Origin of the sequence: uncultured Tateyamaria sp. (genome assembly GCF_947497045.1) — a bacterium.
Lineage (GTDB): Bacteria > Pseudomonadota > Alphaproteobacteria > Rhodobacterales > Rhodobacteraceae > Tateyamaria.
In genome coordinates this window covers 398,007-423,564 of record NZ_CANMEU010000002.1, presented here as the reverse complement: position 1 = coordinate 423,564, position 25,558 = coordinate 398,007, and the positions used below count along the sequence as shown (strand labels likewise).

The window sequence follows — 25,558 nt, the reverse complement described above, 5'->3', positions numbered from 1 at the left end:
GAGACAGCGACATGGCACGGGGATTTCTGAGCGGCTTGGTATGGGGCGGCGTGGCCAGTGTGCTGGGGGCCGGGGTTGTGTCGGTCGTGGCGGACGGCCCATCGCGGCCCGATGCGGTTATCGAGGCTCCGACTGAAACCCGGGCCCCCGAGGCCGGAGAGGCGAGTACGGCGGCGGGGGTCACTGACGCGGATCTGGCCCGCGACGCAAACGCGCCCGAAGTGACGGAGCCGGAGGCGGACGATGTGGCCTCCGTTGCCGAGGCGGGATCGGACACGGCTGTGGTGCCTGAAACAGGTGCTGCGGATGATCTGGCTGGCCCCGCCGAGGCTGCCGAAACAGGTGCCGTCGATGTGGGCGATGTGGCCCCTGTGCAACCCTCGACCCAAGGGGACGCGCCTGTGGTGCCCGGCTCCGAAACCGAATTGTCGATCTCGACCGATCCTGCGCAGCCTCCGGCCCCTGAAGTGTCGGATACCTCCACCGCGTTTGCCCCCGAGGCGGACGCCGCGCCAGACAGCCCGGCGTCCGAAGATCCCGCGCCACAGGCACCTGATACAACACCTGCACCCAGTGCACCTGATGTGGCTGATGCCCCGGCAGATCCGCCCGCTGACGACATTGCGGCCCCGGCCCCCGAGGACGAGGTGCAACCGGGCCGACCAACGATTGGTGAACCAGCGGGATCGCTGGTGGATCGCAATCCCGAGGTTCCCGCGACCGCCGATACCCCCGCCGAAACCGAGGCAAGCCCATCTGATGCCCCGCCCATCGTGGCCTTCGCCGCACAATTCGAGAACCCGGATGCCAAGCCGCTGATGTCCATCGTGCTGATCGACAGTGGCGTTGACCTGACAAGTGGGCCGGTGGGCCTCGCCGCCTTGCGGACCTTTCCTTATCCGCTGAGTTTTGCGGTCGAGGCGACCTTGCCGGATGCGCAGGCCCGCATGGCAGACTACCGCGCCGAAGGGTTCGAGGTCATGGCGCTGATGGATTTGCCAGCGGGGGCCACGGCGAGTGATGCCGAAGTCGCCCTGTCCGCTGCCCTTGACGCCGTGCCTGAAGCGGTTGCGGTGATGGAAGGGACAGGCGAGGGGGTGCAGGCCAGCCGCGACGTGTCGGACCAGATCACCGAGGCGCTGTTGGCCTCGGGTCATGGTCTTGTGCTGCAATCCAAGGGGCTCAACACTGCGCAAAAACTTGCGGCGCGGGATGGCGTGCCTGCAGGCCTGGTCTTTCGCGACTTTGACAGTGCGGATCAGACCCCGACGGTGATCCGCCGTTTTCTGGATCAGGCCGCGTTTCGCGCCGGTCAGGAGGGGGGCGTGATCATGGTGGGTCGCGTGCGTCCCGATACGATTTCGGCACTGTTGCTTTGGGGGTTGCAGGACCGGGCCGAGCGGGTCGCGCTTGCGCCGATCTCGGCGGTGCTGACCACGCTGAACGCGGCGCAATAAACCTCAGATAATCTCGTCTTCGTCAAACAGGGGATCGGTGTCGAGCTGCGCGGTCAACGCCTCGACCGTGTCCTCATCCGCCTTGGGGCTGAGGGCAGCGAGGTGAAACACCGCGTCGCCCTCGTTCACGACAGGCAGAACCGCCCGCCCGATCAGGATGCCGGGGGCTGGGGCCAGCAATTCGGTTTCGACCTCGCCTGCGGGATCAGAGACGGCGGCCAGCACATCGCCCTTTTCAACGATGTCCCCCTCTGCACGGAAGGTGCGCAGCAGCCCCCCCACGGGCGCGCGCAACCAGGATGAGGCAAGACAGATCAGCGACGGAGCGCGGGCCTTGGCGATGCCTTTGGAGGCCACCATCCCCTGATCGCGCATCACCCGCAGAATGCCCGCCAGCCCGACGCGTACCGCGAACTCGTCAAACCGCAATCCTTCGCCCGCTTCATAAAGCAACACGGGCGTGCCACGCTCTGCCGCCTCGCCGCGCAGGGACCCGTCGCGCAAGGGCGAGGTCAGGATCACTGGCGCGCCAAAGGCCTGCGCCATGCGCGCGGTGGTCTGATCGCGCGGTGTGACCCGGATCTGGGGCAGGTTGGTGCGGTGCTCGGCGGCAGAGTGCAGATCAATGCCGAAATCACAGCGCAGCACGACTTCGTGCAGGAAAATATGCGCCAATCGTGACCCAAGCGACCCCGATGACGAGCCGGGAAAACAGCGGTTCAAATCGCGCCGATCCGGCAGATAGCGCGAGCGGGCAAGAAAGCCGAAACTGTTGACGACCGGCACCACCAGCAGGGTGCCGCGCAGGGCGTTGATTTGCGGCGCGCGCAGCAGCCGGCGCACGATCTCGACGCCGATCACTTCATCGCCATGCACTGCGGCGCTGACAAACATCGTGGGGCCGGGGCGCTTGCCATGAATGACCTCGACGCTCAGGTTGATGGGCGTGTGATCGGGCAGCGCCGACACAGGCAAAGCGACCGTCGCGCGCGTTCCGGGGGCGACTTGGACGCCGCCCAGGGTAAACGGCTCAACAGGCACGGCAGTCTTCATCGGAGGGGACAGTCGCAGCGATCAGACACATCACCGATTGCCTCCGGCAAAGCGCGCCGCATCCTCGGCCGCGCGCCGGATCGCGCCGGATTTGTGCACGGTTTCCATGAATTCGGCCTCGGGGTCGCTGTCGTAGACCACGCCACCCCCGGCCTGAATATAAAGCTTTTGGTCCTGCACCACGGCGGTGCGCAGCGCGATGCACATGTCCATGTCGCCGCCCGCGCTGAAATAACCGACGCCGCCGCCATAGACGCCGCGCTTTTCGGGTTCCAACTCGTCGATGATCTCCATCGCGCGGACCTTGGGCGCGCCAGACACGGTGCCCGCTGGCATGCCTGCGAAAAACGCATCGAGCGCGTCCTTGCCCTCGGCCAATTCGCCCACGACGTTGGAGACAATGTGCATCACGTGGGAATAACGCTCGACGATGAATTCCTCGGTCGGGCGCACGGTGCCGATCTTTGCCACGCGGCCCACATCGTTGCGCCCCAGATCAAGCAGCATCAGATGCTCGGCCAATTCCTTCTTGTCGGCCAGCAGATCGGCTTCGAGCGCGCGGTCCTCTTCCGGGGTGGCTCCGCGTTTGCGGGTGCCTGCGATGGGGCGGATCGTGACCTCGTTGCCAAAGACCCGGACAAGGATTTCCGGGCTGGCCCCGATCACCTGAAAGCCGCCGAAGTTGAAATAGAACATGAAGGGCGACGGGTTCGTGCGGCGCAATGAGCGATAGAGCGCAAAGGGCGGTTCGCGAAACTCCTGCGTCCAGCGTTGCGCCGGGACCACCTGAAAAATGTCGCCCGCCTTGATATAGTCGCGCGCCGCCTCAACCGCCTCCATATATCCCGACTTGGTGAAGTTCGACACCGGGTCGGCCATGGTGCCCGCATCGCCCAGATCGCGGGTTTCGGAGGGCATTGCGCGCTCCAGATCGCGCACGGCGTCCATCACCCGCTCGGCGGCCTGGGCATAAGCGGCGCGGGCCGATTGTCCTTCGCTGATCCATGCGGGTGAGACCACGGTGACCTCGCCCTTGACCCCATCAAGCACCGCAATGACCGAGGGGCGCAGCATGATTGCGTCCGGCAGGCCAAGCGGGTCAGGGTTCACATCGGGCAGATGTTCGACAAGGCGCACCATGTCATAGCCCAGATAGCCAAACAGGCCCGCCGCAGCCTGGGGCAGATCGTCTGGCAGATCGATGCGGCTTTCGGCGATCAGATCGCGCAGCACATCCAGCGGGTCGCCCGTGACGTCCTGAAACGCGTCCCCGTCATAGCGGGCCGTGCGGTTGATGGCCGAGGTTGTGCCGCGACAGCGCCAGATCAGATCGGGTTTCATCCCCACGATGGAATAGCGCCCCCGCACCTCACCACCCGTCACCGACTCAAGCACAAACGCATCTTTCTGCGCGCCCGTCAGCTTGAGCATCAGCGACACCGGCGTGTCCAGATCCGCCGCCAGCCGGGTATAGACCACCTGATTGTGCCCCGCGTCATAGGCCGCGGCAAACCTGTCGAAATCAGGGACCAGTGCCATTAGGGAAAGTTCACATGCACAGCGTCCAGCGCCTGCTGGTTGATCTGTGGGCTGGCGCGCACGACCACGTCCTCGGAAAAGATATTGAACAACTCGGTCGCAACCATCTGGCCCACTTCCGCGCTCAGCCCTTCGGTTTCACCCTGCAAGTCGTTATTTTCGGTCACAGGGTTGATCGCATCCAGACGCACGATCAGGACCGCCCCGAAATCAGGAACAACGCGCACGTCACCCGCCTCCATCTCGAAGACGGTGCTCATAAAGGAGGGCGGGGTGCCTTGGACAAAGGCGCTGCGATCCTGATCTTCTTCGATAATGGAATCAAGGGATTGGCTGGCGAAACTCTGCCCTTCTTGCAATGCGGGCAGGATCGCCTCGGCTTGCGCGGCCAGTGCGGTCTCGGCCTGCGCGGCCTCCCAGTTGGTGCGTACGTCGTCCCTGACATCCTCGAAGGGGGCAGGGCGCGGCGGCAGGATTTCGTCAAGGCGCAAGGCGACGATGCCACCTTCGTCCAGCGCGATGATCTCGGGGAAATCGTCGATTGTCAGGGCGGCTGCAGCTGTGCGGAAATCGTCATAGGCCGCGATGCCTTCGTCCTGCGCTGGAAACCAGTCCACAGTTCCAAGCTGCATGTCCGTCTCGGCACCCAACTCTTCGAGCGTGGCACCCCCGGCCAGCAGATCGTCATATTCCTCGGCTGAAAAGGCGACCTGACGGCTGGCGGCATCCAATGCCATTTCCTGCTGAATCTCGGCGCGCGCATCCTCGAACGAGGTTTGTTGGGCGGCCAGAACACCATTCACCCGGAACAGCGCTGGCCCGAGGGTCGAGGGCAGGGGGCCGACCACATCGCCGACCTCTGCGGTAAACACGGCCTCACCCGCTGCATCCAGTTCAAGGCGGGACACATCGCCCAGATCCACATCCGCAAGCGTCAGGCCACGGTCCTGCACCAGCGCGTCAAACGTGGTGCCGTTCACCTCAAGCTGTGCGGCGGCCTGATCGGCTGACGCCTCGTCCAGATAGACCAGTCGTTCAACCAGCCGCCGCTCGGGGCGGTTATACTCGTCGGCGCGCGCCTCGTATTCGGCGCGCAAGGTCGCTTCTTCGACCTCGACACTGTCGAGGATCATGTCAGGCAGGAGGCTTGCATAGGTGATCCGCTTGGTCTCGGGCAGTTCGTAGTCGTCAATGTTCTCGTCGTAAAAGGCGCGCAGCACCTCGTCCGTGGGCGTATCAAGCGGGGTGGTCAGATCGCTTTGATCAAGGCGGACCCACGTGAAGTCACGGGTCTCGCCCAGAAAGGCCACGAGCGTTTCGGCGTAGGTGTCGGGCATCGAAATCCCCGACATGATCGCACCTTGCAGCAGCGACCGTGCCACCTCGTCGCGCAATTGTTGTTCGAACTCTGCTTCGCTGCTGCCCGAATTGCTGAGCGCAAAGCTGTAGGCCTCACGATCAAAGCTGCCATCGAGGCCGCGGAAGGAGGGGATGTTCAGGATTTCATCACGCAGGGTTTCGTCCCCCACACTCAGGCCCATCTGATCGGCTTCGTGATCAAGCGCGCGGGCGCGTACCAGTTGGGACAGAACCGCCTGATCAAGCCCGATGGCTTGGGCGCGCGCAAAGGTCAATTGGTTGCCGGTTTGCTGGCTGACGGCCTGGATTTCCTGCTGGAGATTGCGGGCATAGTCCTGCACGTCGATATATTTATCGCCCACCTGACCCACGGTGCGGATCGTGCCGCTGAGGTTGGTCGCCCCAAAGCCGCCAAGTGCCAGAATAAGCAGACCCAACAGGATCCAGACTGCGGTTTTCGAAAAGGAGTTCGTGCCCTTGGCCATGCGTGCTCTCTTGGGTAAGAAACGGGTTTCGCGTTGTCTATCCGCGCACGCGGGGGCGGGCAAGGGTCGTTGCGCTCAGAGGTCCAGTGCCGAGAGCCTCGCGTAAAGATCGGCAATGCCGCGTGTGTCGAGATTTGCGAAGGCGATGCGCAACTGTCGCGCGCCTTCGGGCGATCCGTCAGGCCAGAACATCGTGCCCGGCAGGCACAGGATGCCGGCATCCTTCACCAGTTGGAGCGCAAGGTCGGCCGAGGAGATGTCGAACGGGTGTTCGAGATAGGCGAAATAGGCACCGAGGCCGAGCAAGGTCCAGCCTTTGGCCCTGAGTGTGTCAAAGCCGCCCGCGATGGCGGCGCGACGTGAAAGGATTTCATCGCGTTCCCCCGCGACCCACTGGCTGAGGTTTTCCAAGCCCCAGAGGGCGGCGTATTGCCCGATCTGGCCGGGGCAGATCGCGACTGTGTCGAGGAACTTTTCCGCCTCTGCCAGCCGCTGCGCGGATGTGACCAGCGCACCCACGCGGTGCCCTGTCAGGCGGTAGGCTTTGGAAAAGGAATAGAGGTGAATAAACGTCTCGTCCCACTTGTCTTGAGAAAAGAGCGGGTGGGGCGCGCCGCTGCGGCTGTCGAAATCGCGATAGGTTTCGTCCACGATCAACGCGATGCCGTGATCCTGCGCCAGTTTGAAAAAGGCCAGCGCCAGATCGGTGGGATATTCGACGCCCGCCGGGTTGTTGGGGGTGACAAGGGCGATGGCGCGCGTGCGCGGTGTGATCAGGGCGCGCGCCGCATCAACGTCCGGCAGCATGCCAGCGGCGACAGGCAGGGCGATAGCATTCACACCGGTCATATCCAGCCACATTTTATGATTGAAATACCAAGGGGTTGGCAGGATAACCTCATCCCCTTCGGCACACAGCGAAGACAGTGCAGCGGCAAAAGCCTGATTGCAGCCCGAGGTGATGGCCACCTGATCCGGGGTGGTGCGCGCGCCGTAATGGGCATTGATCTGCGTGCTGAGGCTCGCGCGCAATGCGGGCATCCCCAGAACCGGGCCGTAGAGATGTGCGTCGTCCTGCGTCAGAACTGCGTCCGCCATGGCTTGGCGCAGCGCGGGTGGGGGTGGATCAATCGGGGCGGCTTGGCTGACGTTGATCAGGGGGCGTTCGGGCGCAAAGGTGGCCCCTTCAAGCCAGCGCCGCGCCTCCATCACCGGGGGTGGGAATGTGGCGGCGGTGCGGGTGATCGGCATGATGGCCTCCGTCTCGATGGCACCGGAGCCTCCGGCGGGATTTCTTGGGAACTGAGAAAAGGGGGGAGGCGGCGTGCCTTAATCGGTGCCGCGATAGGGTTGGACGTATTGCAGGGCCATGTCCCAGGGAAAGAAGATCCATGTGTCCTGACTGACGCCCGTGATGAACGTGTCTACCATCGGTTCGCCCTTGGGCTTGGCATAGACGGTCGCGAAATGGGCCTTGGGATAAAGCGCGCGGACCACTTCGAGTGTTTTGCCCGAATCCACCAGATCGTCGATGATCAGGATGCCGCTGCCATCGCCCATGAGGTCCGCATCGGGAGATTTGAGCACCTGTGCGTCGCCTTGGGATTGGTGGTCATAGGATTTGACTGAAATCGTGTCGACCGTGCGCACGTCCAACTCGCGCGCAATAATCATGGCCGGGGCCATGCCGCCCCGCGTAATGGCCACGATGCCACGCCAGATGCCCTCATCCGGCCCTTTGCCGTCCAGTCGCCATGCCAGCGCGCGGCTGTCGCGGTGGATCTGATCCCAACTGATGTGGAACCCTTTTTCGTGGGGCAGGCGGCTTTGGTCGTCAGAGGGCATGTTATTTCTCCAGAATCAGGCGCAGGCCAAGCGCACCCAGCAAGGTGGCGGCAATGCGGTCAAGCAGGGGTTTGAGGCTGACATAGCCCGCACGCGCAGGCCCCGAACTGAGCAGGGTCGCAAGGAGGCCGTAAAAGACCAGTTCGAGCATCCAGTGGTTCAGCACGATCAGTGCGATATCTCGCGCCGCCAGCCCTTGGGGGAAGATGACCACGATGACAGCGGCAGCGAACAGCATGGATTTCGGATTGCCCGCATTGACCAGCAGCCCGGATGCAAAGGCGCGCCCTTTCGGCGTCGGGGCATCCCCCAAAGGCTGACGGGCGTTGCGCCACGTCTGGATCGCGATCCAGATCAGATAGGCCGCGCCCCCGAGTTTCAGCGCGGTATAGGTCCATGGAAACAGGGTGAACACCGCCTCAAGCCCCAGAAAAGCCGCCAGCGTCCAAAGGGCCGCCGCTGTGCCAAGTCCAACGCCCGTGGCCAGACCCGCCATCCGCCCCGAGGCGACTGTCATCCGCGTAATATAGAGCATCGCCGCCCCCGGTGAGGCGAGGGCGGCCAGCAAAACAGCGTTGAAAGCCAGCAGATCGGGAAGGGTCAGGCCCATAGCTTAACCCTTGGAAATGTCAGGGGCGTCGACCGCCTTCATGCCGACCACGTGATAGCCTGCGTCCACATGCAGGTTCTCGCCCGTTGTGCCCGAGCCAAGGTCCGAAAGCAGGTAGAGCGCGGATTTGCCCACATCATCGATGGTCACATTGCGGCGCAGGGGCGAATTATATTCGTTCCACTTCATAATGTAGCGAAAGTCGCCGATGCCGGAGGCGGCCAGCGTCTTGATCGGTCCGGCGCTGATGGCGTTGACGCGGATACCGTCCTTGCCCAGATCCTCGGCCAGATATTTCACCGACGCCTCAAGCGCGGCCTTGGCCACGCCCATGACGTTGTAATGCGGCATGACCTGCTCGGCCCCGTAATAGGTGAGGGTCAGCGCACTTGCGCCCGGGTTCATCATCTTTTCGGCGCGCTGCATGATGGCGGTGAAGGAATAGACGGAAATATCCATCGTCAGGGCAAAGTTGCCCCGGCTGGTGTCGACATAGCGCCCGCGCAATTCATTTTTGTCCGAGAACCCAATGGCATGGACGACAAAGTCAAGGCTGTCCCACCGCTCTTTCAGGCTGGAAAACAGCGCATCTATTGACGCCTCGTCGCCCACATCGCAGGGCAGGACGATGTCGCTGTCAAGTTGACCTGCCAACGGGTCGACCCGCTTCTTCAGCGCATCGCCCTGATAGGAAAACGCCAGTTCCGCGCCTGCCTCGTACAGGGTGCGTGCAATGCCCCATGCGATCGACTTGTCGTTGGCCAGCCCCATAATAAGGCCCCGTTTGCCCGCCATCAAATTGCTTGCCATATGCTGCGCGTCCCGTCCCCTTGTTTTATGACGCACAGCTTTAGGCCATTGCCCCAGACGCATCAAGAGAGGGCAGCGCGGTTGAAGCGGGGCTGTGACAACGCTAGCTGTGCGCAAACCCTTGAGGAGATGTGAAGTGGCGGACCGGGACGGAAAATTTGCAGGCGACAGCCCGTTTGAGATCGTGCGCGCGTGGATGGCAGAGGCCGAGGGCACCGAGGTCAACGATCCAAACGCCATAGCGCTCAGCACGGTGGATGCTTCGAGCATGCCCAATGTGCGCATGGTGCTGTTGAAAGATGTCGAGGATGACGCGTTTGTCTTTTACACCAATTACACCTCCGCCAAGGCGGGAGAGTTGGACAGCGCCCAAAAGGCGGCCTTTGTGATGCACTGGAAGTCGCTGCGCCGACAGGTGCGGGTGCGCGGCCATGTGGAGAAAGAGGACGGCCCGAGGGCGGATGCCTATTATGCCTCGCGGTCGCTGAAATCACGGCTTGGGGCGTGGGCGTCGGATCAAAGCGCGCCGCTCGACAGCCGCGCCACACTGATGGCAGAGGTCGCCAAGGTCACCGCCAAACATGGCCCCAACCCCAAGCGCCCGCCGTTTTGGGGCGGGTACCGCATCATTCCGACCGAGATCGAATTCTGGGCAGACGGCGCATTTCGACTGCATGACCGGTTCCGCTGGAGCCGCCTAAATCCCGGAGAACCTTGGCAAATTATACGTCTGAACCCCTGAATTTCATGCGACATGAAATGCAATTGACTGTAAGTAAACAACTTTTTCGGGTTGAAACCGGTGTGCAAAATAGCGCAAGTCTAGTGGTATGTCATAAGACACTCAGGGAAAGACACGCAGTGTCAGATCACATGGAAGACCCGGACCTGGTTGCAGGTACAGTTAAATGGTTCGATCCGGTCAAAGGGTTCGGCTTTATTGTTGCGACCTCCGGGGGGCCGGACATCTTGTTGCACGTCAATGTGCTGCGCAATTTTGGCCAGTCCTCCATCGCGGACGGGACGGCCATTGATGTGCGCGTGCAAAAGACCGACCGGGGTGTGCAGGCGGTCGAAGTGGTCCAGATCGTCCCGCCCCATCAGGAAGACGGTGCCCCGCTGAGCGACATTGCCGATCTGGACATGTTGGAAGTGTCCAATGCGCCGTTGCAGCCAGGGCGGGTCAAGTGGTTCGACAAGGGCAAGGGGTTTGGTTTTGCCAATGTGTTTGGACTGACCGAGGACGTGTTCCTGCATGTCGAAGTGCTGCGCCGCTCGGGCCTGTCGGATTTGCAACCGGGCGAGGCGCTGGCGATGCGGGTCATCGATGGCAAGCGCGGGCGTATGGCGGCAGAGGTATTGGCATGGGAAGCGGCTCTGATACGCGATGATGAGTAACGGCTGCGTTTTACGGATCCGGATGGTGGCGGCACTTGTCGCGCTCGTGTGGTGCGCGGCTCAGGCTGCGGCGCAATGCAATGACGCCCAGGTTTGGGTGCGGGGCGAGTTCGGTCAGGCCCGTTTCAATGTCGAAATAGCGGATGATGATGCAACGCGCGCCCTGGGGCTGATGAATCGCCCTCAGATGGCGACGTCCGCCGGAATGCTGTTCATCTATCCTGCGCCGACTCGGCTGTCATTCTGGATGCGCAACACGCTTATTCCGCTTGATATGCTGTTTGCCGACGAAACAGGTGTGATCCGCCACATCCATGAAAACGCGATTCCGCTTGATGAAACGCCGATCCACGGCGGCGATGGGTTGACCCATGTGCTTGAAATCAATGGCGGGTTGGCGGGCCAGTTGGGAATTTCGGTGGGTGATGCGCTGCGCCACCCCAGCTTTGATCAGATGGACGCGGCTTGGGCGTGTTAGGTCTTTTCAATCGCGCAAAGCACGTCTAAGAGAGGCGCACGGTCGGAGCGTGGCGCAGCCTGGTAGCGCACCTGTTTTGGGTACAGGGGGTCGGAGGTTCGAATCCTCTCGCTCCGACCAGTTTCCAGAAATCTGATGTGATACGGTCCGCAGCAGGCCATTATACGCTGATTGGGTCGGATGCTGTCGCTCGCAAGCGGCGTGCTAGTCGTCTCGTCCCGGTTCATCCGGATCGCTGGAAAACAGTGCGATCTTGTTGCCTTGGGGGTCGCGCAGATAACTGACATAGAAATGGGGGCCGTAGGATGCGCGAAAGCCGGGCTGCCCCTCATCAATCCCACCGGCCGCCAGCGCGGCGGCATGCAGGTCGCGCACCTGACGTTGACTGCCCGCCTCAAAAGCCACCATCACACCATTCCCGGCAGAGGCGGGATGCCCGTCAAATGTTGGCTTGACGTAAAAGTCTGGCAGAACGGGACGCTGGCCGGGGGTGACGGGCAGCGCATAGCTCAGACCTTCGGGCCCCTCTGAGAGCCCGTAGTCGAGGGCTGGCAGGAACGCATCGTAAAACCGTTTCGCTTGGGCAATGTCATCAGCACCGACGGTGACATAGGCAATCATGCGGTTTGTGTCCTTTTGGCAGGTTTCGGTCTGGCCTTGAGGATACAACATTGTATCAGACCACACACGCGCCGTGGCGCTGCACCCGGAGGGTGCGTCAGTTTTCAGCTATTCGCCGCCGTGCCGCCCGTCGCCGCAAGCAGGCGGTCCATCAACCCATCCAGCGCGCGCTGCTTGAAATAGATGCGCCGCGCATTGCCAGATTTCTGCACCACCTCGGCAAAATAGGACAATTCGACCACGAAGTTGCCTGCATCCTCATCCGTCTTTTTTTGAACCACAAGGGTGGGGGCCTCAAGTGCGCCGTCATATTGCAGCAGCAGGAACGCCGCCACATCGGGTGGGGGCAGGATGCGGCACTGTAAAACGTCGCTGGAGACCTCACGCAGAACATCGCCCGGCGCGTCGCACGAGGCACGGAAAGCCGAATCTAGCGGCTCGGGCATTGTGGCAAAAAACGCACGGCGAACGGGCAGGTCTTGTTCTGAGCTGACCGTTCTCTCTACATATTGTGGCGCGCAGGCGCCAAGGGCGACCAACAAAAGGGGCAAAATGGATCGCATGTGGGGCCTTTGGATGGGGGGTGCAGACAGATGATCATATTTTCCGCAGCGCGGCAAAAGCTTTCTCCTCAAGCGTGCGTGATCTGTGGATAACCTGAAGTGAAACATCCACAGGACCACCTAAGTCAGCCCCTTTCCTTGAGAAATCCGGGTCCGGTCGGGGGATGGATTTACGCGGCGTTAACGAAGTGAATCACGCTTAGGTGAACGGGAGAGGCGAAGTGCGTCCGGTCAAGGCAAAAGTTGTCAAAAAAGTTTTAAAATTACGTTGACGATGCCCCCTCCGATACGTCACCTTGTGCAAGCCGGATCGATCACCACAACATTTAGTGGCTAACACTAGGGGCGATGGGTCAGGTGCGAGGGACACACATACACGCCAATTCATAGGCTTTTCGATCCGTATGCCAGATTTCCATCTGCGCACACCCATATCGTTTTGTTTGTCCGTACGTATCGGCACCACATGAGGGCCTCCGCAACGTCGGGCCAGCCCTTGGAAACGACACATGCTGGAAACGAGGCAGCGCGATGAAAATTGAACGTCAATTCACCAAGACCGGTCAGGACGCCTATGCCGACCTTGATTTCGTGACCACAGTGTCCGAAATTCGCAATCCGGACGGTACGATCGTCTTTCGTCTGGACGAGGTCGAAGTGCCTGCCAAGTGGTCGCAGGTGGCTAGCGATGTCATCGCGCAGAAATACTTCCGCAAAGCGGGCGTGCCATCCGAACTGGTGAAGGTCAAAGAGGCCGGCGTGCCCGAGTTCCTGTGGCGTTCAACGGCGGCTGAGGGTGCCGAAATGGGCGGTGAGACGTCCTCCAAGCAGGTGTTTGACCGTCTGGCCGGTGCCTGGGCCTATTGGGGCTGGAAGGGGGGCTATTTCACCACCGAAGAGGACGCGCGCGCCTATTATGACGAGATGCGCCACATGCTGGCGACGCAGCGCGCCGCGCCCAATTCGCCCCAATGGTTCAATACGGGTCTGCACTGGGCATACGGCATCGACGGGCCGGCCCAAGGCCACCACTATGTCGATTACAAGACCGGCAAGCTGACCAAATCCAGGTCCTCTTACGAACATCCGCAACCGCATGCCTGCTTTATCCAGTCCGTGTCCGACGATCTGGTCAATGACGGTGGCATCATGGATCTGTGGGTCCGCGAGGCGCGTCTGTTCAAATACGGCTCCGGCACCGGCACCAACTTCTCCTCGCTGCGCGGTGAGGGCGAAAGCCTGTCGGGTGGCGGCAAGTCCTCGGGCCTCATGGGCTTCCTGAAAATCGGTGACCGGGCCGCTGGCGCGATTAAATCCGGTGGCACAACCCGCCGTGCGGCCAAGATGGTGATCGTCGATGCCGACCATCCCGATATCGAAGACTTCATCAACTGGAAGGTCATCGAAGAGCAGAAGGTGGCGAGCATCGTCGCAGGCTCCAAGATGCACGAAGAGAAGCTGAATGGCCTCTTTGCAGCCATCAAGGCATGGGACGGGGCGATTGAAGACGCCTATGATCCCAAGAAGAACGACGCCTTGAAAGACGCCGTGCGTGCCGCCAAAAAGGTCGCGATCCCCGAGACTTACGTCAAGCGTGTGCTCGACTATGCGCGCCAGGGCCACACCAGCATCGAGTTCCCCACATACGACACCGATTGGGATAGCGAGGCCTACAATTCCGTTTCGGGTCAGAACTCCAACAACTCGATCCGCGTCACCAATGCCTTCCTGACGGCGGTCGAAAAGGACGCTGATTGGGAACTGATCAACCGGGTGAACGGCAAGGTTCAAAAAACCGTCAAGGCGCGCGATCTGTGGGCGCAAGTCGGCCACGCGGCCTGGGCCTGCGCCGATCCCGGCATCCAGTACCACGACACCGTCAACGATTGGCACACATGCCCCGAAGATGGTGCGATCCGCGGCTCGAATCCTTGTTCGGAATACATGTTCCTTGATGACACGGCCTGTAACCTGGCGTCGATGAACCTGCTGACCTTCCTCAAGGACGGCCAGTTTCAGGTCGAGGATTACATGCACGCATCGCGTCTGTGGACCGTGACGCTGGAAATCTCGGTGATGATGGCGCAGTTCCCCTCCAAGGAAATCGCGCAGCGGTCCTATGACTTCCGCACGCTTGGTCTGGGCTATGCCAATATTGGCGGTCTGCTGATGAACATGGGCCATGGCTATGACAGTGAAGAGGGCCGTGCGCTTTGTGGTGCGTTGACCGCGATTATGACCGGCGTGGCCTATGCAACATCGGCCGAAATGGCGGGCGAGTTGGGGCCATTCCCCGGCTACAAGAAAAACGCTGATCACATGCTGCGGGTCATGCGCAACCACCGCACAGCTGCGTATGGGTCGACAGAAGGCTACGAAAAGCTGGCGGTGAAGCCCGTCGCGCTGGATCATGCCAACTGCCCTGATCCGCGTCTGATTGATCTGGCCATGTCCACATGGGACGAGGCGCTGAAACTGGGCGAGGCGCACGGCTATCGCAACGCGCAGTCCACCGTGATCGCGCCCACCGGCACCATCGGTCTGGTCATGGACTGCGACACGACAGGGATCGAGCCTGACTTTGCACTGGTGAAGTTCAAGAAGCTTGCGGGCGGTGGGTACTTCAAGATCATCAACCGCTCGGTGCCAGCCGCGCTGGAAAACCTTGGCTACGGTTCGGCTCAGATCGAGGAAATCGTGTCCTACGCGGTCGGTCACGGCTCCATCGGGAACAGCCCTGCGATCAACCACACCACGTTGACCGGCCACGGTTTCGGCCCCAACGAGTTGGCCAAGGTGGATGCGGCCCTCGAGTCGGCCTTCGACATCCGGTTCGTGTTCAACCAGTGGACGCTTGGCGAAGAGTTCTGCACCCAAGCCCTTGGTATCCCTGCGGAAAAACTGAACGATCCGACCTTTGACTTGTTGAAATCGCTTGGTTTTTCCAAGGCGGATATCGACGCGGCCAACGACCACGTGTGCGGCACCATGACCCTCGAAGGGGCACCGCACCTCAACGAAAGCCACTACCACATCTTTGACTGCGCCAACCCGTGCGGCAAGAAGGGCAAGCGGTTCCTGAACGTCGACAGCCACATCACCATGATGGCCGCGGCCCAATCGTTCATCTCGGGTGCGATCTCCAAGACGATCAACATGCCCAATGATGCGACCATCGAGGACTGTCAGAAAGCATACGAACTCAGCTGGTCCCTCGGGGTCAAGGCCAACGCGCTCTACCGCGACGGCTCGAAACTCTCGCAACCACTGGCGGCGGCCCTGGTCGAGGATGACGAGGATGCGCAGGAGGTGCTGGAAAGCGGCGCACCCTCCGAAAAGGCGGCTGTGTTGGCAGAAAAGATTGTCGAGAAGATCATCGTCAAGGAAATCGTCAAATCGCACCGCGAGAAGATGCCGCAGCGCCGCAAGGGCTATACCCAAAAGGCGATTGTGGGCGGCCACAAGGTCTATCTGCGCACCGGTGAGTATGAAGACGGCAACCTCGGTGAAATCTTCATCGACATGCACAAGGAAGGGGCGGGCTTCCGTGCCATGATGAACAACTTCGCCATCGCGGTGTCGGTTGGGCTTCAATACGGTGTGCCGCTCGAAGAGTTCGTCGATGCCTTCACCTTCACCAAGTTCGAACCTGCGGGCATGGTACAGGGCAATGACAGCATCAAGAACGCGACATCCATTCTGGACTATGTGTTCCGCGAACTGGCCGTCAGCTATCTGGATCGCACCGATCTGGCGCATGTGAAACCAGAAGGTGCCACGTTCGACACACTGGGGCAGGGCGAAGAGGAGGGCGTGTCCAACCTCTCCGAACTCAGCGAGACGGCGGCATCCAAGTCCTTGGAAGTGCTGAAACAAATCAGCTCGACCGGCTATCTACGCAAGCGTCTGCCACAGGATCTGGTGGTGTTGCAGGGCGGCATGGCCGAGACGAGCGGGATGGCCGTAGACGCAGCCGTCGCCCTCGAAACCCTCGTGCCCGAAGTGGCGGTCAGCGGCGGTGTTGCGGTCAGCGCGACGACCACGGCAGTCTCATCAGGAGCGGTAGGTCTGGATGCGCGCACCAAGGCGAAAATGCAGGGTTATGAGGGCGAGGCATGCGGCGAATGCGGCAACTACACCCTGGTGCGCAACGGCACCTGCATGAAATGCAACACCTGCGGCGGAACGTCAGGGTGTAGCTGAGAAATTGAGAGTTGGTGGGGAGCGGTGCGCCAACACCACCCCCCAGCTCGGTCTCCCGCTTCAACAGCGCGGGCGAGAGACAAAGCAGATCGGCCTGAGTCGGCCGTAATGAGAGGAGATACACGGTCGGAAACTGCGTTCAATGACGCGCTGCCGTTCCACAGAAGATACATGGCGATACAGAGAACATACCTGAATTGCCCACAGTCTTCGGTGGATAAGTGGAGGGCTAAATATGGCTCGACGCAGGAATTCGGAAGTAACGAGTGCCAAAGCTGCATCTGCTGCAGCTAAAGTATTACGTAATCCGAAGTCTTCTAAGGCTGCCAAGATGGCAGCCGCGTCGGCGCTCACGCAGCGACCGAACAAGAAGAAGTAATTCTTCTGAAATGACCGAGATGCCCCACTAAATGGGGGCATCTCAACCAAAATACGTGTCCCGGGGAAGGGGCGCGAGGGGGCTGGGGCGGTTCGCCGGTCTGGTCCCCGACGAAGATAGGGTGGGGCGGTACTTTGTCCCCCCACCTTTACACGGGGCGGGTGCGCTCGCCCCTGACGACGTTCAGGCCGCAGGCAAAAAAAGTACCGGGCGGTTAACATATTGAGCCTGAACGGCGAAACTAACGGGGAGCGTTCGCGCTCCCCTTTTTTGTGCGGGATATTTGTGCGCTGACTCCGGGTTCGGCTGCGCCAAGCCCGGAGTCGGGGGAGCGTGCATTTGCGGTGCAAATACCCGCAGAACGGCGAAACGACAACGAAGGGCTTCGGCTCTCCGTTTTTCTGTTTGGTAGCGGGTTAGGGCGGAGTAGAGCTGGCATTGATTTTGACGTGCCAGTAAGGGTTGAGGGTACTCAGTCAGGTATATCGACCCCAGAAATATATGATTTATCTCATTATTCCCATCGCACTGTTCTTTATGCTCAGTTGCATCGCCTTTGTCAGTTTCAGGTTTGCCTCAACCTACCCGCGTGACGAGGAAAATCTCGAGTCTGGGCAGCATGGCTGTCTTTTGACGCTGGCAAGTCTGTTTCTTAGGCCGGTCCCGATTATTTTCGCCTTTTATGTTTTCGGGTTCATACCGGCAGTCGTTGTCGCGCTCGCTATGTGGCTGTTTTCGCGTTGCTTGGAGTTTTACCGAGGCAAAATAGGGGCGAGCGCTGACTGGCGCTTGTTGGTGTTGCCGCTTGGTGCGGGCCTGACCTTGTTCACGGAAAATTACTTGTACTTTCAGCTTATTCCGAGCGCCTGGTGTGCGCTGAACGCTTTGGAGCAATTGGTTGCACTGATATTGAAGAAGACCCAGCTCTTCGGCGAAAACAGCGAAACAGGTTTTTCGAAAGAAGAGGTGAAACTGGCCCGTTATGGCATACTTGCTACTTGCCTAATTGCGCTAGGGATCAGCGAGTACTGTAGGCACAACTTATCACTGTCGAACTGGATCTGGTATTATGGGTACCTACGGCTCGAGTTCCTGCCGATTATGTTGGGGTCTATCGCGCCCGCCATGATCAAGATGATAAGACGGTCAGAGGGTGAGTAAACCAGCTCTGTGTTTGGGACGTCAGCCTGCCTCATCATGCGCGCCAATGACCAATGCGTTGACCTTGCCTTTCGATTTAGGAGATTTGGGCGAAGCAAGGGGCGCGCTACTTTCGGCATCGGTTCTTGGAGGCGCTTTGTTTCCGTCATCAATGGCGTGCCCCAAGTCCGTCAGGCTCTGACCAGCGCGTGCACTCCATCGCTTAGGCGTGGACATGTTGCCCGCAGCAAATCCCCAAACCCAGTCGCCGCACCCTCAATCTTCCGCCAGCGTTACCCGCAACCGTGCCCGCGCCCGTGCCAGCCGTGACATGACCGTCCCAAGCGGCAGCCCCGTGGCGCGGGCCAGTGCGCGGGGGGAGGTTTCGCCTGCGATCACCAGATCCAGCAGTTGCCGCTGCGGCGTGGGCAGCATCGTGATCGCCGCCAGCGTGTCCGCGCAATCCAGCCGGATCAGCGCGTCGGGTTCGGTCATGGCGTGATCCTCTTCCAACTCGTCCGTGGCCACGCGCCGCCAGTCGCGCCGGGCGCGGTTGGTGAGGGTGCGCATCGCATAGGCGTTCAGGTCGTCGATGTTTTTGCCATCCGCGATCCGCTGGCACAGGCTGAGCAATGTGTCCTGCACGATATCCTCAGCTTCGGTGCGCGAGCGGGCCAGGCGTCTGGCCCGTCGGGTCAGCATCGGGATCAGCGGCACAAGGCGGGGCGGGGTGTTATGCATGGTGTGTGTCATAAAGATAAGGTGCGCCTTTGCAGGCTCTCTGCCTAGCCCGGGGGTTTTTGCCGATCACCGGAATGCCCCTTTTTGGGCAAAGCCCCGCCCATGTCTGAGGCACCAATCGGCGTGGCCTCGCGGGTTTTCGGATACGTATGCAAGTGTTGGATGCGTGAGGCCCTTTGCGGCTCATACACTGTGAGGGTACCACTCACGGACCCTCGCAATGCAAAACTCAAAGGGAGTTTCCAATGACCAAAATTGCTTCGCTGACGTTCATGGCCGCGCTGGCCATTCCTGCCCTCGCAATGGGACAAAGTGCGTCCGGGCTGGATGTGAACGGCGATGGGGTTCTGACCATTGACGAGGTTCAGGCCAGCTTTCCAGAGGTGACATCAGATGCATTCACCGCGATGGACCTGAATGCGGACGGTGCGCTGGATGCAGATGAGGTCGCAGCCGCACAAGAGGCGGGCCTCATGCCTGCCACCGACGGCTAACGGGACTTGCTGATCCGTCCGGGTATTTCTGGATGATCAGTAGGCTGTGAGGTCCGGTCTCCCCCCAGGGGCCGGGCCTCATTTTTTTCGTGGATGTGTTTGGGGCTGCCCTGCGGCCCGAGGGCACCGGGGTCGTTATCTGGAGGGCACAGGCGCGCGCCAGAGGCTTGGCGTCAATATCCAGGGCGCTCTGTCTCCGCTCTGGCGGCGTCCTCCGGGAAATTTGTGGAACTTTTGGGACAATGAATAGGGCGGGGCACGCGTAAGGCGGACGTGTCGTCCGCCTGTTTGAGCGTAAGCGCATACGACGAAAGCGCGCAGGCCATTTGCATCGCCTGCGCGCTTTCGTTTCTTGCTTCATGTTCTGCCTAGAAGCGGATCGCGCCGCGCACGGTCAGCGTCGTAGCGTCGGCGTCTACGCCCGTACCACTGATGTCGTCAAAATTGTGCTCAAGCAGCTCGGCGCCGACAGTATACTGGTCCGTGATCTGGTAGGATACACCGATGCCGTAAAACTCACCGGATTCCGAGCCGAGCGAGGTGTCCACTTCCGCGACACCTGCGGTGAAATATCCAAGCGTCTGCCCGAAGTCGTAACCGGCTTTGAGTTTAAGCCGTGCGACATCGTCCACATCGACACCACCGCCCAGATCGATATCGGTAAAGTCGTAGTCGAGTTCGCCGCCCAGAACGAATGTGCCGAAGTCGTAGTTGTAACCGACATGCACACCGTAAAGGAAATCGTCCCCGTCCGCGCCACCTGAGGCATCTACATCGCCGTATCCAAGTTGCACACCAGCATATCCACCGGTCCAGTCGCCGCCCAAGGCCGGAGGCGGCGCGGAAGGGACCGGGGCAGCGGGTATCGGGGCTGCGGCATCGGGCGCGGGCGCACCGACGCTGCCTGCAAGGACCGGGCCGGCTGCGAGTGTCAGTGCAGTGACCGTGCTGGCGGTGATCAGATTGGCTCGTATCATGTTCTCTGCTCCTTTGCTTCGGATGGCTGGTGCGTGTCTGTTTTGACCATTCCTGATGATCAATTGGGGGGAAATAACGTCAGTTTCACCCCTCGTGTTGTTGGTGCCGTGGCAGTGGGCGGTCCCTTGCACATTCCCGCTATGTGCTGCGCAAGGGGCCGCCTGTCGGGCGTCGCAAACAGGACAGATTGGCGCAAACCGGTGCATTAGGCTGGCCCGAGGACCCGGACACAACCGCGAGCCGGTGTTGGTCCATTGATCTGGTGATGAGCAGGGAGGCTTGTCATGCAAGGATGTCGCAGCAAGATCGCGCTGGTGGCGCGGACCATCGGAGCCGAGCGTGGCCGTGCGGCCCGGGGGCGCCCCTTATCTGGTTGACCCATTGCCTTTCAATTGACGCCCAGACAAATGGACACCCCCCGAACATGAACGAACAGACCCCCTTGCGTACAGGTGGCCGTGCCGCCCGTCGTGCAGCCCGTGCTGCCCCTTTGGCTGACCATCTGCGCCCCATTCGCGCGGGTATGGAAGGGGGGCGCTATAACCCCCTGACCGAGGCCGAAGTCCAGCGCATCCATGTCGCAGCACTTGATGCGCTTGAAACCATCGGCCTTGCGGATGCGCCGCCAAGCGGGGTGGCATACCTCACCGCCGCCGGGGCCGTGCAGGGCGCGGATGGCCGTATCCGTTTTCCCCGCGCGCTGGTCGAAGACACCTTGGCGCGGGCCAACCGCACATTGACCCTGCATGGCCGCGATCCGGCGCATGATTTGCATCTGTCGGGGGCCCGCGTCCATTATGGCACCGCCGGCGCCGCAGTGAACCTTGTCGAAGTGGACGGTGAAAACTATCGCGAGTGTGGCGTGCAGGATCTGCACGATGCGGCCCGCATTGCCGACACGCTCGACAACATCCATTTCCTGCAACGCCCGATGATCTGCCGCGACATCCCCGACACGTGCGAGATGGAGTACAACTCGATCTTTGCCTGCGTGTCGGGCACCACCAAACATGTGGGCACCAGCTTTTCCGAGCCCGAATTCGTCGCCCCCGCGATGGAGATGCTGCACATGATTGCGGGTGGTGAGGACAAGTGGCGCGAGCGCCCCTTCGTGTCCAATTCGAACTGCTTTGTCGTGCCCCCGATGAAATTCGCCCCTGAAAGCTGCCTTGTGATGGAGGAGTGCATCAAACATGGCATGCCCGTGTTGCTGTTATCCGCAGGCATGGCCGGGGCGACCGCCCCTTCGACCATCGCAGGCGCGATTGTACAGGCCACGGCGGAGTGTCTGGCGGGCCTTGTCTATGTCAACGCCGTCAAACCCGGTGCGCCTGCGATCTTTGGTACATGGCCCTTTGGCCTTGATCTGCGCACAGGGGCCATGTCCATCGGGTCGGGTGAGCAAGCCTTGCTGACGGCGGGCTGTGGTCAGATGCACCGGTTTTACGATCTGCCCGGCGGGTCCGCCGGGGGCGCGTCGGATTCCAAACTGCCCAACATGCAGGCCGGGTGGGAACAGATGTGTTCCAACCTCACTGCGGGACTATCGGGAGTGAACATGGTCTATGAGGCGGCGGGCATGCATGCCTCCTTGCTGGGGTTTTGCCACGAGTCGTTGATTTTGGCGGATGATGTGATTGGACAGGCCTTGCGCTGCGTGCGGGGCATCGAGGTGACGGATGAAACGCTCGCCCTCGATCAGATTGCGGATGTGTGCATGAACGGTCCCGGTCATTATCTGGGCACCGAGCAGACGCTGAACCGGATGCAGTCGGACATGGTCTATCCCGCCTTTGGCGATCGCACCTCTCCCAAGGAGTGGGTGGAACTGGGAAAGCCCGACCTGCTGGCCCGTGCCGCCGCACGCAAGGAGGAGATCTTGGCGGCCAAACCCGCCGCCGCGCTTGATCCGGGGCTGGATGCCGCCGTGCGGGCGCGGTTCAACATCCATTTGCCGGCGCGTTAGGACGGGGCAGGGCGGAGGACACCTCCGCCTTACGCTGCTTGCCGTAAGGCGTACCTGTGGTGCGCCTCAGGCCCGCGTTTCGGCGAAATGGCAGAGGGTTTTCAAGGCCGTCTCAAAGGCTTCGTCCTCAATTGTCATCGCAACCCGTACATGGCCTGCGGCGGACTCTCCGAAACTTTCACCGGGCATGACGGCGATATGATGCGTGTCGAGCAGGGCATTGGCGAACGCGTCCCCGCTGAGCCCGGTCGCGCGGATGTCGAGCATCAGGTACATCGCCCCCTGCGCCGGGATCAGCCCCACAGTGTTCTGCTGTGCCAGTACGTTGCGCGCCAATGCGCGCCGCCGTTTGAAGGGGGCTGCAATCTCGGCCTCAAACGCGGACCCTTGTGAGAGCGCATAGGCGCTTGCGTCCTGAATAAACCCCGGCACCCCGTAGGTCGTGTGCGTGGCAAAGGTGATCAGGTGGTCGATCACCTCGGGTGGTGCGATCAGCCAGCCGCAGCGTGAGCCGGTCATTGCGTGGCTTTTGGACATGGAGCCCACAACCAGCGTGCGCCCGGCCATGTCGGGCAGGGCGCGTGGGCTTATATGCGTCCCCTCCCAGATTTGCGTGTCATAGACCTCGTCCGAGATCAGCCACAACCCGTGGCTCTGGCAGGCTTGGGCGATCCCCTCCATCGTGCTTTGGGAATAGACGGTGCCTGTTGGATTGTTGGGCGAGTTGATCAGCAGGCTTTTGGCGTTCTTGACGGCGCGTGCGGCGGTATCGATGTCGCTGGCGCGGGGCTGAAACGCGTCCTCGGCCCGCGTCTTGATCGCGTGCGGGATGGCAGACACCCCGCGCAATGTGCCAGGATAGGTTGCATAGTAGGGATCGAGATACAGTGCGGTGTCCCCGGGATCGCAGGTTGCGGCGTGGGCTGCAAAAAGCGCGGATTGTCCGCCCGGCGTGATCAGCACATTGTCGCGGGTGGTGGGCACGCCTGTGCGCTCTTGCGTGCGCCGCGCGACGGTATCGCGCAAGGCGTCGGTGCCCGGTACCATGGCGTATCCTGTGTGCCCGTCCATGGCTGCGCGGTGCATGTCCTGCAGGATGGGTGCAGCGGTGCGGATGTCGTGTTCGCCGATGGTCAACTCTGTCACGGGCGTGCCTGCCGCAATCATCTTGCGCGCCTTGATAAAGACGTCCCACCCGTCGGAGCCGCCTCCGGTGAGAGTGGTGATCCGCTTGGACATGGGGGTGTGGATGGTCATGCGCGTCTCGGAGGCTTTGAGGTTTGGTCCAAGGGGGCAGAGGGGGGATGGTTTGTCAATATGCAGGCGACGTGCGGGGCGTGCTGTTTCATTATCGAGGGGGCTCTGCCCCCGGCTGCGCCTCCCCCGCGGTATTTCTGGTCAAAAGAAACTGGTGTGCTCAGTCGGGCAGCTGCACAGGGCCGAGGGTGGCTTGCAGCTTTTTGGGCAGGCTGGCGCGGACAATGCTGTAGGATGTCAGGATCCGGTCCCGCATTTCGTTTGCGTCCTTGCCGTCAAAGGGGATGCGCACCCACGAACGGTGAAAGTATTTCGCCTTGGTCGCTGCCCCGATTTCGATCAGAAACTGCGCGCTGTCCACATCCGCGCATTTCACCGATACCCCATCATTTGCCATCCCGATGCAGGCGAACATTTTGTCCCCCACTTTCCAAGCGTCCAGCCCACCCTCGTGGTGGCTGGCCCAGTGCGCGCCGGGCAGCGCAGCACAGATCGCATCGACGGTTTCGCGGCTCATGGGCACAGAGTGGCGCGAACCGAGCCTTGAAACAAGCCTTGACCCCAAGTCGTGTCGCGCGTTACGCCTATGCCCATGACCCGGATGATTTGCATTTCCTGCTGCATTATCTGCTGAGCACCTCAGCGGGCCGGTTCACTGTTTTCATAGCATCTGAGACTTGATAGGCCCGCGCCAACCCATCTGCGCGAGACCGCCTTTATGTCCATCACTCTTTACAACACCGCCACACGCGCCAAAGCGCCGTTTGTGCCAATCGATCCTGCGAATGTGCGCATGTATCTGTGTGGCCCTACGGTGTATGACCGCGCCCATCTGGGCAATGCGCGCCCGGTGCTGGTCTTTGATGTGCTCAACCGGTTGCTGCGCCATGTTTATGGGACAGATGCTGTGACCTATGTGCGCAATTTCACGGATGTGGATGACAAGATCAACGCGACTGCTTTGGCCCGACGCGAGGCCGGGGCGCGCGGATCACTTGAGGATTTGGCGGCCGAGCGCACGGACGAGACCATCGCGTGGTATCACGCGGATATGGATGCGCTTGGGGCTTTGCGCCCTGATCACGAACCCCGCGCGACCCAGTATATCGCGCAGATGATCGCCATGATTGAAGGGCTGATCGCGGATGATTTCGCCTATGCGCGCGAGGGCCACGTGCTGTTTCGGGTGCGCGCCTACGAGGCTTATGGCGCGCTGTCGGGCCGGTCGGTCGACGACATGATCGCGGGCGCGCGGGTCGAGGTGGCACCTTATAAAGAAGACCCGATGGACTTTGTCCTGTGGAAACCCTCAAGCGATGACTTGCCCGGATGGGACAGCCCATGGGGGCGGGGTCGACCGGGCTGGCATATCGAGTGTTCGGCCATGGCCTATGAGTTGCTCGGCGACCAATTCGACATTCACGGCGGTGGCAATGATCTGCAATTTCCCCACCACGAAAACGAGATCGCGCAGAGCAAATGTGCGGGTCACAGGTTCGCCAATGTGTGGCTGCACAATGAGATGTTGCAGGTCGAGGGCAAGAAGATGTCCAAGTCCCTGGGCAATTTCTTTACCGTGCGGGATCTCCTGGATCAGGGCGTGCCGGGGGAGGTGATCCGGTTTGTGATGCTGAGCACGCATTACCGCAAGCCGATGGACTGGACCGAGAAGAAGCGGGCGGAGGCAGAGGCGACGTTGCGCAAGTGGCGGGCGATGACGGATGGGATCGATCTGGACCTGACACAAGAGCAGGCGGCGGAGGCGCTGTCTGATGATCTGAATGTGTCCGAGGTGATCATGCGGATGCACCGGCTGGCCTCTGAGAATAACGCGGGGGCCTTAAAGGCCACGGGGCATATGATCGGGCTGTTGGATACCCATATGGGGGCGTGGGTGGAAGCGTCGCACGCGGACTTGTCGGAGTGGACGGCGGCACTGAGCGCGGCGCGGGATGCCGCGATGCAAAGCAAAGACTTTGCCCCGGTCGATGCGATGAAGGCCCGATTGACTGCCGCAGGGGTTGAGGTGCGGATGAGCAAGGCGGGTGTTGAGTTGCTGCCCGGCCCCGGCTTTGATCCGGTGCGACTGGAGGAGCTGACATGAACAAACCTATGCTGCTCGTGGCGCACGACACGTGCGCCTTACCGCGTGTATGTAAGGCGTACCTGTGGTGCGCCGATA

22 protein-coding genes and 1 tRNA gene are annotated in these 25,558 nt (G+C 61.2%); 10 read left to right on the top strand and 13 right to left on the bottom strand.

Translation table 11 applies throughout. The features are described 5' to 3' along the window. The first annotated feature begins 11 nt into the window (after positions 1–11). On the top strand, positions 12–1,457 hold the full coding sequence (locus tag Q0859_RS05575; protein WP_299148424.1) for a divergent polysaccharide deacetylase family protein: 1,446 nt from the start codon (positions 12–14) through the stop codon (positions 1,455–1,457). Between the two features lie 3 nt (positions 1,458–1,460). Here Q0859_RS05575 and Q0859_RS05570 read toward each other — a convergent pair whose 3' ends face one another. The 7 genes from Q0859_RS05570 to fabI form a co-directional block, all read right to left on the bottom strand. Further along, the gene (locus tag Q0859_RS05570; protein ID WP_299148422.1) at positions 1,461–2,510 is read right to left on the bottom strand and encodes a succinylglutamate desuccinylase/aspartoacylase family protein; all 1,050 of its coding nucleotides are present in this window, start codon (positions 2,508–2,510) and stop codon (positions 1,461–1,463) included. Positions 2,511–2,540: 30 nt separating this feature from the next. After that, the gene (gene trpE / locus Q0859_RS05565; RefSeq protein ID WP_299148421.1) at positions 2,541–4,049 is read right to left on the bottom strand and encodes an anthranilate synthase component I; all 1,509 of its coding nucleotides are present in this window, start codon (positions 4,047–4,049) and stop codon (positions 2,541–2,543) included. Continuing rightward, complete coding sequence (locus tag Q0859_RS05560; RefSeq protein WP_299148419.1) at positions 4,049–5,893, bottom strand: peptidyl-prolyl cis-trans isomerase; 1,845 nt, start codon at positions 5,891–5,893, stop codon at positions 4,049–4,051. The genes trpE and Q0859_RS05560 overlap by 1 nt, the downstream gene beginning before the upstream one ends. A 75-nt stretch (positions 5,894–5,968) precedes the next feature. Then, positions 5,969–7,144, bottom strand: a complete 1,176-nt coding sequence (locus Q0859_RS05555; protein ID WP_299148417.1) for an aminotransferase — start codon at positions 7,142–7,144, stop codon at positions 5,969–5,971. A gap of 78 nt (positions 7,145–7,222) precedes the next feature. Continuing rightward, on the bottom strand, positions 7,223–7,738 hold the full coding sequence (gene gpt, locus Q0859_RS05550; RefSeq protein WP_299148415.1) for a xanthine phosphoribosyltransferase: 516 nt from the start codon (positions 7,736–7,738) through the stop codon (positions 7,223–7,225). A 1-nt stretch (position 7,739) separates the two neighbouring features. Further along, complete coding sequence (locus tag Q0859_RS05545) at positions 7,740–8,348, bottom strand: LysE family transporter (protein WP_299148413.1); 609 nt, start codon at positions 8,346–8,348, stop codon at positions 7,740–7,742. 3 nt (positions 8,349–8,351) lie between these two features. Then, the gene (gene fabI, locus Q0859_RS05540; RefSeq protein WP_299148411.1) at positions 8,352–9,158 is read right to left on the bottom strand and encodes an enoyl-ACP reductase FabI; all 807 of its coding nucleotides are present in this window, start codon (positions 9,156–9,158) and stop codon (positions 8,352–8,354) included. A 136-nt stretch (positions 9,159–9,294) separates the two neighbouring features. Between fabI and pdxH the strand changes: the two genes are divergently transcribed. From pdxH to Q0859_RS05520, 4 genes are all read left to right on the top strand, one after another. After that, positions 9,295–9,900: a pyridoxamine 5'-phosphate oxidase gene (gene pdxH, locus Q0859_RS05535; RefSeq protein WP_299148409.1), complete on the top strand. Its 606-nt coding sequence runs from the start codon at positions 9,295–9,297 to the stop codon at positions 9,898–9,900. A 131-nt stretch (positions 9,901–10,031) separates the two neighbouring features. Next, the gene (locus Q0859_RS05530; RefSeq protein WP_299148407.1) at positions 10,032–10,556 is read left to right on the top strand and encodes a cold-shock protein; all 525 of its coding nucleotides are present in this window, start codon (positions 10,032–10,034) and stop codon (positions 10,554–10,556) included. A gap of 22 nt (positions 10,557–10,578) precedes the next feature. Further along, positions 10,579–11,034: a DUF192 domain-containing protein gene (locus Q0859_RS05525; RefSeq protein WP_299148405.1), complete on the top strand. Its 456-nt coding sequence runs from the start codon at positions 10,579–10,581 to the stop codon at positions 11,032–11,034. 43 nt (positions 11,035–11,077) lie between these two features. Further along, positions 11,078–11,154 (top strand) — tRNA-Pro (locus tag Q0859_RS05520). Positions 11,155–11,238: 84 nt separating this feature from the next. Here Q0859_RS05520 and Q0859_RS05515 read toward each other — a convergent pair. Then, complete coding sequence (locus tag Q0859_RS05515) at positions 11,239–11,655, bottom strand: VOC family protein (RefSeq protein WP_299148403.1); 417 nt, start codon at positions 11,653–11,655, stop codon at positions 11,239–11,241. A gap of 104 nt (positions 11,656–11,759) precedes the next feature. After that, entirely contained in the window at positions 11,760–12,101 is a 342-nt protein-coding gene (locus Q0859_RS05510) for a hypothetical protein (protein WP_299148400.1), read from the bottom strand. 648 nt (positions 12,102–12,749) lie between these two features. On the opposite strand from Q0859_RS05510, the gene Q0859_RS05505 reads away from it, so the two are divergent. Together Q0859_RS05505 and Q0859_RS05500 are read left to right on the top strand one after the other, a co-directional pair. Beyond that, positions 12,750–16,421 (top strand): vitamin B12-dependent ribonucleotide reductase, encoded by a 3,672-nt coding sequence (locus Q0859_RS05505; RefSeq protein WP_299148398.1) that lies wholly within the window; start codon positions 12,750–12,752, stop codon positions 16,419–16,421. Positions 16,422–17,301: 880 nt separating this feature from the next. Next, a complete protein-coding gene (locus tag Q0859_RS05500; protein WP_299148395.1) occupies positions 17,302–17,961 on the top strand; it encodes a hypothetical protein in 660 nt (219 codons plus the stop codon). Between the two features lie 255 nt (positions 17,962–18,216). Here Q0859_RS05500 and Q0859_RS05495 read toward each other — a convergent pair whose 3' ends face one another. Next, positions 18,217–18,681 carry a sigma-70 family RNA polymerase sigma factor gene (locus Q0859_RS05495; protein ID WP_299148392.1) on the bottom strand — a complete coding sequence of 155 codons (465 nt, stop codon included), beginning with the start codon at positions 18,679–18,681 and terminating at the stop codon, positions 18,217–18,219. 245 nt (positions 18,682–18,926) lie between these two features. Between Q0859_RS05495 and Q0859_RS05490 the strand changes: the two genes are divergently transcribed. Beyond that, positions 18,927–19,175, top strand: coding sequence for a hypothetical protein (locus tag Q0859_RS05490; protein ID WP_299148390.1), 249 nt, complete (start codon positions 18,927–18,929; stop codon positions 19,173–19,175). Between the two features lie 368 nt (positions 19,176–19,543). On the opposite strand, the gene Q0859_RS05485 is transcribed toward Q0859_RS05490, so the two are convergent. Then, positions 19,544–20,152, bottom strand: a complete 609-nt coding sequence (locus Q0859_RS05485) for an outer membrane beta-barrel protein (protein ID WP_299148388.1) — start codon at positions 20,150–20,152, stop codon at positions 19,544–19,546. Between the two features lie 425 nt (positions 20,153–20,577). On the opposite strand from Q0859_RS05485, the gene Q0859_RS05480 reads away from it, so the two are divergent. Further along, positions 20,578–22,119 (top strand): trimethylamine methyltransferase family protein, encoded by a 1,542-nt coding sequence (locus Q0859_RS05480; RefSeq protein ID WP_299148386.1) that lies wholly within the window; start codon positions 20,578–20,580, stop codon positions 22,117–22,119. Positions 22,120–22,185: 66 nt separating this feature from the next. Here Q0859_RS05480 and Q0859_RS05475 read toward each other — a convergent pair whose 3' ends face one another. Next, positions 22,186–23,376, bottom strand: coding sequence for a pyridoxal phosphate-dependent aminotransferase (locus Q0859_RS05475; protein ID WP_299148383.1), 1,191 nt, complete (start codon positions 23,374–23,376; stop codon positions 22,186–22,188). Between the two features lie 160 nt (positions 23,377–23,536). Beyond that, complete coding sequence (locus Q0859_RS05470; RefSeq protein ID WP_299148381.1) at positions 23,537–23,893, bottom strand: MmcQ/YjbR family DNA-binding protein; 357 nt, start codon at positions 23,891–23,893, stop codon at positions 23,537–23,539. A gap of 201 nt (positions 23,894–24,094) precedes the next feature. On the opposite strand from Q0859_RS05470, the gene cysS reads away from it, so the two are divergent. Next, a complete protein-coding gene (gene cysS / locus Q0859_RS05465; protein ID WP_299148379.1) occupies positions 24,095–25,480 on the top strand; it encodes a cysteine--tRNA ligase in 1,386 nt (461 codons plus the stop codon). Positions 25,481–25,558: the final 78 nt, after the last annotated feature.